A 13,578-nucleotide genomic window follows, 5' to 3' on the forward strand; every position below is an offset into this window, starting at 1 on the left:
CGACGTGTCCCCCCTGGCAATGGACACCGAGACAGCAACGGACACCGAGATGTTCGATCCGGGTGCCGGCTGGCGGCTCCACCCGCAGGTAGCGCTTCGCCCCGAGCCGTTCGGGGCGTTGCTCTACCACTTCGGCACCCGCAAGTTGTCGTTCCTGAAGAACACCGTCATCGTCGACGTCGTCCGATCCCTCGGCGACCACGGTTCGGTGCGAGAAGCGTTGCGAGCGCACGGGATCGACGAGAACGCCGAGCGGCCCTACGTGCGTGCCCTGGGCACCCTGGCCGATTCGCACATGATCGTTCCTGCCTGACGTCTGTAAGGACCAGCCCATGACCTCGCTGCTCGAACCGCCCACCACCTCCGCCCCACCGAAGGTCGGCCGCCTCGTCGACCAGTTCGAGAAGGGCCTCGATGCCCCGATCTGCCTGACCTGGGAGCTCACCTACGCCTGCAACCTCTCATGTGTGCACTGCCTGTCCTCGTCGGGCAAGCGCGACCCGCGTGAACTGTCGACCGAACAGTGCAAGGCGATCATCGACGAGCTGCAGCGCATGCAGGTCTTCTACGTCAACATCGGCGGCGGCGAACCCACCGTGCGATCCGATTTCTGGGAACTCGTCGACTACGCCACCGAACACCAGGTGGGCGTGAAGTTCTCGACCAACGGTGTGCGCATCGACAAGAAGGTCGCCGCCCGGCTGGCCGCCTCCGACTATGTCGACGTGCAGATCTCCCTCGACGGCGCCACCGCCGAGGTCAACGACGCCGTGCGCGGGCCGGGTTCGTTCGCGATGGCCGTGCGTGCCCTGGAGAACCTGTCCGAGGCGGGCTTCCGCGACGCGAAGATCTCCGTCGTCGTCACCCGCCAGAATGTCGACCAGCTCGACGAATTCAAGGCTCTCGCCGACCGTTACGGCGCGACCCTGCGCATCACGCGACTGCGCCCGTCCGGCCGCGCCGTGGACGTGTGGGACGACCTGCATCCCACCCATGAGCAGCAGCGGCAGCTCTACGACTGGCTCGTCGCCCACGGCGAGGGCGTGCTCACCGGCGACTCGTTCTTCCACCTGTCCGCCTTCGGCGGCGAGGGCGGCGGCTCGCTGCCCGGACTGAACCTGTGCGGTGCGGGACGCGTGGTGTGCCTGATCGACCCGGTCGGCGACGTCTACGCGTGCCCGTTCGCGATCCACGAGAACTTCCACGCCGGAAACATCCTCACCGACGGTGGTTTCGCGTCGGTGTGGAAGAACTCCGAGCTGTTCCGCGAACTGCGCGAACCGCAGTCCGCCGGTGCGTGCGGCTCGTGCAACTTCTTCGACGCGTGCCGCGGCGGCTGTATGGCCGCGAAGTTCTTCACCGGCCTGCCGATGGACGGACCCGATCCCGAGTGCGTGCAGGGCTACGGGCAGTCCGCGCTCGAAGCCGAGCGCACCGTGCCGCAGTCGAGCGTCGACCACTCGCGCACCGGCAAGCGCGCCGAACGGCGCACCCCGGCCGCACCGGTACCGCTGACCCTGCTCACCAAGCCCCCCGCCAAGTTCTGCGACGAGAATCCGCTCGCAGGGCTCTAGACTTTCCGAGGAGACGACCGACGATGGCCAAGCCTTCCTGGTTGAAGAATCCGTGGGCACAGGACCCATGGTTCGAGACCGTCGCAATCGCACAGCAGCGCGCCCGTGAACGCCTGCCCAAGTCCGTCTACGGCGCACTCGTCGCCGGATCCGAGGCCGGCATCACGGCCGACGACAACACCACCGCCTTCCGCGAACTCGGGTTCGCCCCGCACGTCGCGGGACTGTCGGACAAGCGGGAGATGTCTACGACCATCATGGGACAGGATGTGTCCCTGCCCGTGATGATCTCGCCGACCGGTGTGCAGGCCGTGCACCCGGACGGTGAGGTCGCCGTGGCCCGCGCGGCCGCCGCCCGCGGAACCGCGATGGGTCTGTCGTCGTTCGCGAGCAAGTCCATCGAGGAAGTCGCGGCGGTCAACGACAAGACCTTCTTCCAGATGTACTGGGTCGGCAGCCGCGACACGCTGATCCAACGCATGGAACGTGCCCGCGCTGCGGGCGCGAAGGGTCTGATCATGACCCTGGACTGGTCGTTCTCCAACGGTCGAGACTGGGGCAGCCCCGCCATCCCGGAGCGGATGAACCTCGAGGCGATGGTCAAGTTCGCCCCCGAGGGCATCACCCGGCCCAAGTGGCTCCTCGAATGGGCGAAGACCGGTGCCGTGCCGGATCTGACCACCCCCAACCTCACACCGCCGGACGGCCAGGCCCCGACCTTCTTCGGCGCCTACGGCGAGTGGATGACCACGCCCCTGCCCACCTGGGAGGACGTCGCGTGGCTGCGTGAGCAGTGGGGCGATGCACCGTTCATGCTCAAGGGCGTCATGCGCGTCGACGACGCCAAGCGCGCCGTCGACGCCGGGGTCACCGCCATCTCGGTATCCAACCACGGTGGCAACAACCTCGACGGCACCCCGGCGCCGATCCGGGCCCTGCCGGCGATCGCCGAAGCGGTGGGCAAGGACGTCGAGGTGCTGCTCGACGGCGGTATCCGCCGCGGCAGCGACGTCGTCAAGGCGATCGCGCTCGGCGCCAGGGCCGTGCTCATCGGCCGCGCGTACCTGTGGGGTCTGGCCGCGAACGGTCAGGCAGGCGTGGAGAACGTCCTCGACATCCTTTCCGGCGGAATCGGTTCCGCCCTCATGGGTCTGGGCAAGAACTCGATCCACGAGCTCACCCCCGACGACGTCTTCGTGCCGGACGGCTTCCGCCGCGACCTCGGCATCTGACCGAACCGACGACATGAGCCCCGCGCTCACCGAACCGATCACCCTCGCCGGACGCACCGCTTCGTCGAGGGTGATCTTCGGTCCGCACGTCACCAATCTCGGTGACGGCCGGTCGTTCTCGGACCGTCACGTCGCATACTACGCGCGACGTGCGCAGGGTGGGTGCGGGATCGTCGTCACGGAGACGGCGTCGGTGCACCCGTCCGACCACCCTTACGAACGCGCGCCGCTGGCCGAGTACTGCGGGGACGGCTACCGGCGGATCGTCGAGGCCTGCCGTCCGCATGGCACACTCGTGCTCGCCGGCCTCGGTCATCGCGGCCTGCAGGGTTCGAGCGCGTGGACCCGGGCACCGCTGTGGGCACCCTCGCGCGTGCCGGATCCGGTGACACGCGAACTGCCTGCCGAGGCGACCGAGCGTGGAATCGCCGAGCTCGTCGAGTCCTTCGCCCGTGCTGCCGTCGTCGCCGCGGAAGCGGGTCTCGACGGAGTGGAACTCGACGCCGGACCGACCTCGCTGCTGAGGCAGTTCCTCTCCGGGCTGACCAACCGTCGCGACGACGCATACGGCACCGAACGCCTGCGGCTGCTGCGTGAGGCGATCGCCGCCGTTCGCGCGCGAATCGGCTCGGATCACATTGTTGCACTGAGACTCTCGTGCGACGAGAACGCGCCGTGGGCGGGCATCACACCCGACATCGCCGCCGGATACGTCCACGCGATCGCATCATCGGTCGACCTGCTCACCGTGGTGCGCGGTGGATTGTTCTCACCCGAGTCGTATCGGCCCGACGCACATGTCCCCGCCGGATTCAACGACGACCTGTGCCGCCGCATCCGGGACGAGATCTCCGGATCGGTCCCGATCGCTCTGCAGGGCAGCATCGTCGACGCCGGCCACGCGCAGCGGGCCCTCTCCGGCGGTGCGTGTGACCTGGTCGAGATGACCCGCGCGCAGATCGCCGACCCCGACCTCGTCGTCGCCGTCCGTCGCGGTCGTCGGCCGCGTCCCTGCGTGCGCTGCAACCAGGCGTGCCTCGTCGACGACTTCCACAACCCGATCGTGGGGTGCATCGCGAACCCGGAGGCCGGCGACGAGACACGGAACTCTCCCGGATCAGTGGACTCCGCACGCGACGTACTCGTGGTGGGTGCCGGACCCGCCGGTCTGGAAACAGCGCGCGTGGCAGCGACGCGCGGTCACCGTGTCGTCCTGGTCGAGGCGGACGAACGGGTCGGTGGGACGATCGCCGCCGTCTCGCGCGGTGGCCGGCCCGACTTCGCTGCGCTCGTCGACTGGCTCGAACAGCAGTGCCTGGAGTCCGGCGTCGACATCCGTACCGGCACGGAAGTGAGCGCTGCCGACATCGAGAGTGCGCTCGCCGCGGGTACGGAGGTCGTGCAGGCCACCGGCGGGCTTCCACGTCCACCCTCCTTTCCGGTGACCGAGCCCGAGCGGTACGCGACCGCCGCGGAGGTGCTGTCGGGGATTCGGCCGCCTGCGTCCCGGATGGTCGTGTGGGATCCGACGGGTGGTCCGGTGGCGAGTGCCGTCGTCGACCGTCTCGTGGAGCGCGGCGCGGAGGTCCACTATGCGACGGGTGACCCGGTCGCCGGATCACGACTTGCGCCGACGGGGGACCTCGTCGCCTTCGACGTCCGCATGCAGCGGGCGGGCGTGGCGAGACATCTCGGGTGCCGGGTCGGTTCGGTCGATGCCGACGGCGTCGTGCTCGTCGACCGGGTGTCCGGGGAATCCAGGCCGGTGGCGGACGCTGTCCTGGTCGACTGCGCACCCCCGTTACCGGCAGAAGTGTCCGAGTGGCCGGGATCGCGGTCGATCGGCGACCAGGTGGCCCCGAGGACCGTGCGCGAGGCCGTCCGAGAGGGATACCGGGTGGCCACGGCGCTGTAACGTGGGGCACACTGAAACGCGTTCTAATTTGGGTCTACGGAAGGGCCGACATGGGAGATTTCGACGGCAAGGTCGTCTTCATCACCGGGATCGCGCGCGGGCAGGGCCGCAACCACGCCATCCGGTTCGCGCGCGAGGGCGCGTCCGTCATCGGCGTCGACATCGCGGCCCCGGTATCGGAGTACGTGACCTACGAGCAGGCCACCGAGGACGACTTCCACGAGACGGTCCGCCTCGTGGAGGAGGCCGGCGGGAAGATCCTCGCCCGTGTCGCGGACGTGCGCGACAGTGCCGCACTGAAGGCCGTCGTCGACGAGGGCGTCGCCCAGTTCGGGCGACTCGACGTGGTGGTCGCCAATGCCGGCATCTGCAGCTGGAACCGCTTCTGGGAAATGCCCGACGACCAGTTCGAAGAGCTGATCGACATAAACCTCACCGGTGTCTTCAAGACCCTCAAGGCCGCTGCCCCCGCGATGATCGAGGCCGGTAACGGCGGATCGATCATCGTCGTCAGCTCGGTGGCGGGCCTCAAGGCGATGCCAGGCCAGATCAACTACGCGGCAGCGAAATTCGGCCTCGTCGGTATCACGCAGGCAGCGGCGAAGGAACTCGGCCCGTACCGTATCCGGGTCAACTCCATCCACCCCTACGGCGTGAACACCCCGATGGGCACCGACGTCAGCGTCCTGAAGCTGTTCGAGAAGAACCCGTCGTGGGGACCGAACTTCGTCCCCATCCTCACCGAGAAGCCTGCGGCCGACCCCGACGACATCTCGGAGACCGTGTTGTTCCTCGCGAGCGATCGGGCCTCCACGATCACCGGCAGCCAGATGGCCATCGACCAGGGCAACTCGAAGGTCTGACGGTGACGCGCACGGCGACCGGCACCGTTCCGCACGCGTCGTTGCGGATCGGTCCGGTCAGCCTGCGCAACCGCATCGTCTTCCCGGCGCACCTGACCAACTTCTCGGTCGACGGCACCGTCACCGACCGCCACATCGCGTACTACGACGCCAGAGCACGCGGCGGCGCGTCCATGATCGTCACCGAGGAGCACACCGTGCACCCCTCGGACCGGCCCTACGAGAAACTGATCCGGGGCTGGGACCCGGACATCGTCACCGGTTACCGCCGCCTCACCGACGCCGTCCACCGACACGGCACGCGGATCCTCGCGCAGCTCAACCACAACGGCGCGCAGGGCACCTCGATGTACACGGGGCAACCGCTGTGGGCGCCGAGCCCCGAACCCGACCCGCTCTTCCGCGAGGTCCCACGCGTGATGACGGAATCCGACATCGCCGAACTCGTCGCGGGCTACGCCGACGTCGCCCGCCGCTGTGCCGAGGGCGGCTTCGACGGTGTCGAGATCCAGTGCTCCCAGGCATCCGTCCTGCGCGCTTTTCTCGCATCCGCGACGAACCGTCGCACGGACCACTACGGCGGGGATCTCGCCGGGCGGGCCCGTCTGCTGCTCGAGGTCGTGTCCGCGGTACGGGCGGCCGTCGGGCGCGACCGTGTCATGGGCGTGCGACTGACGGGTCACGACGGCACCGACGGCGGTGTCGGTATCGACGACGCCGTGCAGGTCGCGCGGATGCTCGAGGCGAGCGGCGACGTCGACTACCTCAACACGTCCGTGGGCGTCGCGACCGAGACGCTGCATCTGGTCGAAGCGCCGATGTCCACCCCGCACGGTTATTCCCTGTTCGTCCCCGACGCGATCCGGGCGGCGGTGTCGCTGCCGGTCGTCGGGGTCGGGCGCTTCACCCGACCCGAACAGGTCGGTGCCGCGCTCGCCGACGGAGTATGCGATCTGGTCGGCGCCGTGCGCGCGCAGATCGCCGACCCGGAGTTCGCGAACAAGACCCTCTCCGGACGCGACGACGAGATACGGCCGTGCATCGGCTGCAATCAGGAATGCATCGGACGGGTCGGGCTCAACCGTCCCATCGCGTGCGCGGTCAATCCCCAGGCCGGGTACGAATCCGACGCTCCTGCCGCGCCCGCCGTACCGCACCGGGTCGTCATCGTCGGCGGCGGACCCGCGGGCCTGCAGGCGGCGGTAACGGCTGCCGGAGAAGGACATTCGGTCACCTTGCTCGAACGGAACCGGTGCACCGGCGGCCAGATCCGTGAGGCGGCCGCAGCCCCGCACCGTGCCGAACTGCTCGGTGCGGTGACCCACCTCGACGCCGAGTGCCGCCGCAGGGGAGTGGACATCCGTACCGGTGTGACCGCCGATGCCGCGACGCTGCACGCGCTCGCGCCCGACGTCGTGGTCGTCGCGACGGGTGCGCGCCCACACCGGCCCGCATGGGCGGGTTCGTCGGCGCGGGTGAGCGACGTGCGCGACGTGCTCACCGGTCGCACCGCACCCTCCGGCCGCGTCCTCGTCGTCGACGATCTCGGTTTCCACCAGGCGACCTCGGTCGCCGAACTACTGGCCGACCGGGGGAGTGCGGTGACAGTGTGCACGCCGGGAATGCTCGTGGGCCAGGACCTCGGCCTGACGCTCGAGCTCGACGGCTGGTTGCGCCGCGCCCACGACAAGCGGATCGAGCGACTCACCGGCGTCGCCGTCGGCGGTGTCGTGGACCTGCCGGACGGCGCCGAGGTCACCCTGATCCACCACGCGACCGGCGAACCGGCGACGCTCGCGGTGGACGCGGTCGTCGTCGCCACCCATCAGGATCCCGTCGACGAGCTGTGGCAGGAGCTTTCGGCATCCGGCACGAGAGTGATCCGTGTGGGCGACGCGGTGACGCCACGCCGCCTGCACGCCGCGATCGTCGAGGGGGAGCGGGCCGCCAGGGACCTGGCTCCTACGCCTCCAGCCCGCGGCGCATGACGATGCGCGGCCAACGGTCGAGGCCATGCTTCCGTTCCTCCGCGCGGATCCGGGTGAGAACTGGGGAGAGGGCATCGTCCGCGACCGTGTGAAAGCCGAGACGGGCGTAGTACGGGCCGTTCCACGGCACGTCGCGGTAGGTGGTCAGCGTCAGCAATCCGAACCCGGCGTCCCGAGCCCACCCCGCGACATGGTCGATCAGCTTGCGGCCGATCCCGCGACGCGCGTGATCGGGATGCACCGACACCTGCTCGATGTGGACACCGTTGTCGACGAGGTCGGCCACGAGATACGCGACCGCTCGTCCCTGCTCGTCGAACCACGCCCAGCAGCGGCCCGCGTCCCGGTGAGCGCGCAACTCCTCGACGGACGGAGGATCGTCGTCGGTGACGAACGCCATCCCGATCTCGGCGAAGGGCTTGCCCGCCGCGCGTTCGATCTCCTGCAGCACCGGCAGGTCGTCGTCGGTCGCCGGACGGATCGGGGGCAGTTCCTTGCAGTAGTACATCGCCGTCGGTGATTCTGCGTAGAGCCCGAAGCGCTCGGTCATCGGCACGTACCCGGCCTTCGCGTACAGCGCGATCGCCTCGGGTTGCTCGCTGCCCGTCTCGAGGATCATGCGACGGCGACCGGCATCGGTCGCCGTGCGCTCCAGCGCACCCAGCACCCGTGCTGCCACACCACGTCGCCGCATGCTCGCCCGCACGTACATCCGCTTGATCTCGGCATCATCGTCGCGTACCCCTCGATGCGAATGCTCCGGTGCACGCCAGCCGCCGATCCCGGCCGGAACCCCGTCGGCCACCGCCAGGAGGAACACCCCGCGTGGCGGTTCGAATTCGTGCGGCGCCAGTTCGGTGTCGTCGGGTCCGCCGTACCTCCGCACGTATTCGAGTTGGACCTCGCCGATGAGGTCCTGCACGTCCGGATCGTCCAGCGGACGAGGTTCGATCAGCACCGGGAAAGCGTACCGACCGGATCTCGGCGTCCGGGCGGACCCACCGAGACCTCCGGGTTTCGTGCACGCCCGCGAAACCCTTAGCATCGGAGCGGTGATGCGGGAGCTCGCCGACGCCTGTTGGACGGACATCGAACCCGACCGGGTGACGGTGGCCGTCCCGATCGGTGCGTTCGAACAACACGGCCCACACCTTCCCCTCGACACCGACACCCGGATCGCGACTGCTGTCGCCGCCGAGCTGCCCGAGGTGGTCCTCGCGCCACCCCTGCCCTACGGAGCCAGCGGGGAACACGAAGGTTTCGCCGGCACCGTCTCGATCGGAGCCGAGGTGACGAAGGCGCTGATCGTCGAATACGGCAGGTCGGTGTGCCGATGGGCGAAGCGGGTCGTCTTCGTCAACGGGCACGGCGGCAACGCCTATCCGCTGATCGAGGCGGTGAGCCTCCTGCGATACGAAGGCCGCGACGCTGCCTGGCTTCCGTGCGCGGTGCCCGGATCCGATGCCCACGCCGGTGTCACCGAGACGAGTCTGCTGCTGCACCTGGCGCCCGGGGCGGTCGACATGACGCGGGCCGCGGTCGGCGCAACGGAACCGATCGGAGCACTGATGCCACGACTGCGCGAAGCCGGTATCGTCTCGGTGTCCGCGAACGGAGTGCTGGGAGACCCCACCGAGGCCACCGCAGAACTCGGCGCGCGCCTGTTCGCGAGTCTGGTCGAGCGGGCGAGTGCACAGGTCGCCCGGTGGCAGCCGGGAACGGAAGGAAGGCTTCGGTGAGTCGGGCGATCACTCCACAGGCGACGTCCCCGGAGGCGGCGCAGCCCTCAGCGACCCGGCTCCCCGACGGTTTCGGTGTGCGCATCGACGCGCGGGTGCGCAGCTTCGCCGGAGGACGCGTCCTCGTCGGAGGATCGCCCACGCGCATGCTCACACTTGCCCCCGCCGCCGTAGCGATGATCGACGAGGACTTCGTCGAGGTGGTGGACGCGCAGAGCGCCGCGGTCGCGCGACGCCTGCTCGACTCGGGCATCGGAAACCCCCGGCCGACGAAGCTGCCGCCGAGTTCCGCCGTCACCGTCGTCGTCCCGGTCAAGGACAATCCGTCCGGCCTCGCCCGTCTGCTCGCCGCTGTCGAAGGGCACGAGGTCGTGGTCGTCGACGACGGTTCCGAGAAACCGGTCGAGGCGCCGGAACGTGGTCGCGTCCGGGTGATCCGGCACGAGACCGCACGCGGGCCGGCGGCGGCCCGCAACACCGGATTGCAGCAGGTGGCAACGGAATTCGTCGCCTTCCTCGATTCCGATGTGGTGCCGCAGCTGGGCTGGCTCGAACGATCACTGGGGCACTTCACCGATCCTGCGGTCGCACTCGTCGCGCCGCGCGTCGTGGCCCTCGAACCCGACAGCAGCGCGCTCGCGAAGTACGAGCACGCACGCTCGTCGCTCGACCTCGGCAGCCGGGAATCCGCTGTGGTCGCGGGTGGTCCCGTCTCGTACGTGCCGAGCGCGGCGCTGCTCGTCCGTCGCGACGCGCTCGTCGCCTGCGGTGGTTTCGACGAGACGATGCACGTGGCCGAGGACGTCGATCTGTGCCGGCGACTGCAGACCTCGGGGTGGCGGTTGCGGTACGAGCCCATCTCGCGGGTCGCGCACGACCATCGCACCCGCTTCCGGACGTGGTTGACGCGCAAGGCATTCTACGGAACCGGTGCGGCTCCGCTCGCTGAGCGGCATCCGGGTTCCGTCCCACCGATGGTGATGTCGATCTGGACGCTCCTCGCGTGCGTCGCGATCGCGACCTTCACCCGCGTCGGGGTGATCGCAGCGGTGCTGACCCAGGTGGTCACCTTCGTGCGGTTGCGGCGGATGTTCTCCGGACTCGACCGGCCCGACCGCATCGCCGCGCTGCTCACCGCCCAGGGATTCGCCGGTGGTCTGTGGCAGGTGGCGTCGGCGGTGTGCCGGCACTACTGGCCGGTCACGGTCGTCGCAGCGGTGTTCTCCCGCAAGGTTCGGCGGGCGGTTCTGGCTTGCGCTGTGGCCGAAGGCATCTGGGACTGGAAGACGCACCGCGAGAGCGACGGCCTCGATCCCGTCCGGTACCTGCTCTACAAGCGCCTCGACGACCTCGCCTACGGCGCGGGGCTGTGGAAGGGTGCGCTCGACGCCCGCACGGCGGCCGCGCTCGTACCCGACATCCGGAAGTGACATGATCCCGGCGCACGCCGATGTGGTGATCGTCGGCGGGGGAAGTTGTGGCTGCGTTCTCGCCGCCGGGCTCAGCGACGATCCGGACCGCACCGTGCTGCTGCTCGAGGAGGGCACGGCGTTCGGGTCGGCGTCCGCTGTTCCGCGCGAGATCCGTGACGCTGCCGTCCTTCCGGTTGGTCCGGAGAGCCCGTGGACGGCGGACTTTCCCGGACGGTTGACCTCGGACGTCCAGGCGACCGTGACGCGGGGCCGGGTGCTCGGCGGCTCCGGCGCGGTCAACGGCGCGTACTTCGTGCGTGCGCGGCCGGACGACTTCGCGTCGTGGCCCGCCTCGTGGTCGTACGAGGAGGTGCTGCCGTCCTTCCGGGCCGTCGAGACCGACACGGATGTCCCCGGCGACCTGCACGGAAGTTCCGGCCCGATACCGGTCGCCAGGGTGCCGCGCGAACGGATGCATCCGCTCTCGCGTGCCTTCGTCAACGCCTCCGAAAGTGCGGGATTCGCACCGGTCGCCGACCTCAACGCTCCCGGACCCGACGGGGTGGGTGCGGTTCCGTCGAACATGCGCGATGGCACGAGAGTGGGTCCGTTCCTCGCGTACCTGGCACCCGTCCTGGACCGGCCGAATCTGACGGTCGCCGGCGGGGTGAGCGCGACTCGAGTCGTGATGACGGGCGGTCGCGCGGTGGGTGTCGAGATCGCCGGACCCGACGGACCACGAACTATCTCGGCCGGACACGTGATCGTCGCCGCAGGCGCAGTGAGGTCCCCGCAGTTGCTGATGCTCTCCGGGATCGGACCGGCCGACGAACTGCGCCGGCTCGGCGTCGATCCGCTGCACGACCTTCCCGGGGTGGGCCGCGATTTCTCCGACCATCCGGAGTTCGCCGTCCCGTACCGATTCCGCCCGGGCCTCCCGTCGCACACGCTGCTGCTCGAGACGGTCCTGCACACCGAGAACCTCGAACTGCGCCCGTACACCGCGGCATTCGGTGCGGCGATCCCCGGCAGCGGTGTCGCCGATCCGGTGCTCGGCGTCGTCCTGACGCGCCCACGCAGTCGCGGACGCATCGTGCTCGACGAACGTGACCCGCGACGTCCACCTCTGCTCGACTATCGATACCTGACCGACCCGGCCGACCGGCAAGCTCTGGAGGAGGGTGTCCGGCTCGCCGCCGACCTCCTCGCCGCGACCACCGGCGTCGTCGAGGCCGGCAGCGTGGACGCGCGCGGCGGCAGGCTCGGAACGTCCCTGCACCTGTCCGGCACGTGCCGGATGGGCGACGACGAGCACGCCGTGGTCGACGAGTGGTGCCGCGTGCGCGGGATCGAGGGGTTGAGCGTCGTCGACACCTCGGTGTTTCCGCAGGTCCCCAGCCGTGGGCCGCACGCCACCGCGGTGATGCTCGCCCACCGCATCGCCGCGACCGCGAGGGATGCCCTGCCCCACACGGTGTGATCCCGACTACAGTGTCGGGGGAGGAGGCGTCGGTACATGACGGATCGTGGAATCGCGACGACCAACCCCTGGGTGGCACTCGACCCGGGAGCGGACGTGGCCGCGCACGCACGTGCGGTACTGCGCGCGCACGGCACGTTCGTCTCCGCCCGCGGCAAGGATCGGCTCGACGGGGTGCGCTCGGTGGTCCGCGACTCGTGGAGCCGGAGCCTGCAGCGCGGCATCGATCCCGACGTCGTCGAACAACCCGCACTGCTCTCCGGGCACGACCTCGAGGAGTACCGCGCCGGCCACCCCATGTCGCTGATCCGCCCCGTGGTGCGCAAGCTCCTCGTCGAGGACGCCGACGACAGTGGACTGCTCGTCGCCATCACCGACGGACAGGGACGGCTGCTGTGGGTCGAGGGCGATCACGCCGCGCGCGACCGCGCCCTGTCGATGAGCTTCGTCGAAGGGGCCGACTGGAGTGAGGACCGCGTCGGCACGAACGCTCCGGGAACGGCTCTCGCCGTGGATCATTCGGTGCAGATCTTCGGCGCCGAGCATTTCAACCGCACGGTGCACGAATGGAGTTGTTCGGCCGCTCCCGTGCACGACCCCACCAGCGGCCGGGTCCTCGGTGCCATCGACATCACCGGTGGGCACCGCGTCGCCGCGCCCGAGGTCCTGCAACTCGTCCGCGCGACGGTCGCGGCGGCGGAGGCCGAACTGCGGTTGCATGCCCTGAGCGGCCGCCCGTTGTTCCCGTCGGCGACGCCGCGCATCGAGACGATCGGCGCCGGGCGGCCCGCCCTGCACCGCGGAGGCGAACGCGTCGGCCTGTCCCGCCGGCACGCCGAGATCCTGCTGATCCTCGCCGATCACCCCGAAGGCCTGAGCTCCGACAGGCTCGCGATGCTGCTCGACGAGAACGAACTCGACTCGGTGACCATCCGCGCCGAGATGTCGCGCCTGCGCAAGGTGCTCGGGGCCGAACACCTCGGATCGCGGCCCTATCGGCTGCTCACCACGCTCGACACCGATGTCGCGGACGTGCGCCGCGCACTCGACCGCGGCGACGTGGCCTCGGCGGTCCGCCTCTGTACCGGGGAGATTTTGCCCGGATCGATGGCGCCGGGCATCGAGGAGATCCGCGACGAACTCTGCTCGGGCGTGCGGGCGGCGCTGTTGCGCTGCGGCGAGGAGCATCTGCTCGCGCAATGGACCGCGTCCGTCCACGGCCGCGAGGACATCACCGCCTGGGCGGCCTACCGGGCATCGATCGATCCCCGGTCACCCCGCTTCGCGCAGGTCGACGCCACATTGACCCGATTGGACAGGCAGCTCGCAACGTAGTTGCAACCCTCGCGTTCGTAGTGTTTCGGATCACATACCG

The 13,578-nt window shown here is 69.6% G+C and carries 11 protein-coding genes; 10 read left to right on the forward strand and 1 reads right to left on the reverse strand.

Features of this window, described 5'->3' with window-relative positions:
* Positions 1-19 precede the first annotated feature (19 nt).
* Genes mftB through M3330_RS17990 form a run of 6 tightly spaced genes read left to right on the forward strand, consistent with a single transcriptional unit; the run spans position 20 to position 7,572 of the window.
* Positions 20-313, forward strand: coding sequence for a mycofactocin biosynthesis chaperone MftB (mftB, locus tag M3330_RS17965; RefSeq protein WP_255028928.1), 294 nt, complete (start codon positions 20-22; stop codon positions 311-313).
* A gap of 19 nt (positions 314-332) precedes the next feature.
* Positions 333-1,574, forward strand: a complete 1,242-nt coding sequence (mftC, locus tag M3330_RS17970) for a mycofactocin radical SAM maturase (RefSeq protein WP_019291268.1) — start codon at positions 333-335, stop codon at positions 1,572-1,574.
* A 23-nt stretch (positions 1,575-1,597) separates the two neighbouring features.
* Positions 1,598-2,806 (forward strand): pre-mycofactocin synthase MftD, encoded by a 1,209-nt coding sequence (gene mftD / locus M3330_RS17975; RefSeq protein WP_255025799.1) that lies wholly within the window; start codon positions 1,598-1,600, stop codon positions 2,804-2,806.
* Positions 2,807-2,819: 13 nt separating this feature from the next.
* Positions 2,820-4,721, forward strand: a complete 1,902-nt coding sequence (locus tag M3330_RS17980) for a mycofactocin system FadH/OYE family oxidoreductase 1 (RefSeq protein WP_255025801.1) — start codon at positions 2,820-2,822, stop codon at positions 4,719-4,721.
* Between the two features lie 50 nt (positions 4,722-4,771).
* A complete protein-coding gene (locus M3330_RS17985) occupies positions 4,772-5,584 on the forward strand; it encodes a mycofactocin-coupled SDR family oxidoreductase (RefSeq protein WP_024101647.1) in 813 nt (270 codons plus the stop codon).
* 2 nt (positions 5,585-5,586) lie between these two features.
* On the forward strand, positions 5,587-7,572 hold the full coding sequence (locus M3330_RS17990; protein WP_255025804.1) for a mycofactocin system FadH/OYE family oxidoreductase 2: 1,986 nt from the start codon (positions 5,587-5,589) through the stop codon (positions 7,570-7,572).
* Here the strand turns inward: M3330_RS17990 and M3330_RS17995 are convergent.
* Positions 7,547-8,530: a GNAT family N-acetyltransferase gene (locus M3330_RS17995; RefSeq protein WP_255025806.1), complete on the reverse strand. Its 984-nt coding sequence runs from the start codon at positions 8,528-8,530 to the stop codon at positions 7,547-7,549. The genes M3330_RS17990 and M3330_RS17995 overlap by 26 nt on opposite strands.
* A gap of 97 nt (positions 8,531-8,627) precedes the next feature.
* Between M3330_RS17995 and mftE the strand changes: the two genes are divergently transcribed.
* Genes mftE through M3330_RS18015 form a run of 4 tightly spaced genes read left to right on the forward strand, consistent with a single transcriptional unit; the run spans position 8,628 to position 13,538 of the window.
* Positions 8,628-9,311 carry a mycofactocin biosynthesis peptidyl-dipeptidase MftE gene (mftE, locus tag M3330_RS18000; protein ID WP_019291273.1) on the forward strand — a complete coding sequence of 228 codons (684 nt, stop codon included), beginning with the start codon at positions 8,628-8,630 and terminating at the stop codon, positions 9,309-9,311.
* Positions 9,308-10,741 (forward strand): mycofactocin biosynthesis glycosyltransferase MftF, encoded by a 1,434-nt coding sequence (gene mftF, locus M3330_RS18005; protein ID WP_255025809.1) that lies wholly within the window; start codon positions 9,308-9,310, stop codon positions 10,739-10,741. The genes mftE and mftF overlap by 4 nt, the downstream gene beginning before the upstream one ends.
* A 1-nt stretch (position 10,742) precedes the next feature.
* Positions 10,743-12,203, forward strand: coding sequence for a mycofactocin system GMC family oxidoreductase MftG (gene mftG / locus M3330_RS18010; RefSeq protein WP_255025811.1), 1,461 nt, complete (start codon positions 10,743-10,745; stop codon positions 12,201-12,203).
* 36 nt (positions 12,204-12,239) lie between these two features.
* Positions 12,240-13,538 carry a GAF domain-containing protein gene (locus tag M3330_RS18015; protein WP_200358431.1) on the forward strand — a complete coding sequence of 433 codons (1,299 nt, stop codon included), beginning with the start codon at positions 12,240-12,242 and terminating at the stop codon, positions 13,536-13,538.
* Positions 13,539-13,578: the final 40 nt, after the last annotated feature.

Source organism: Rhodococcus sp. GA1, from assembly GCF_024321955.1.
Classification (GTDB): domain Bacteria; phylum Actinomycetota; class Actinomycetes; order Mycobacteriales; family Mycobacteriaceae; genus Rhodococcus; species Rhodococcus pyridinivorans.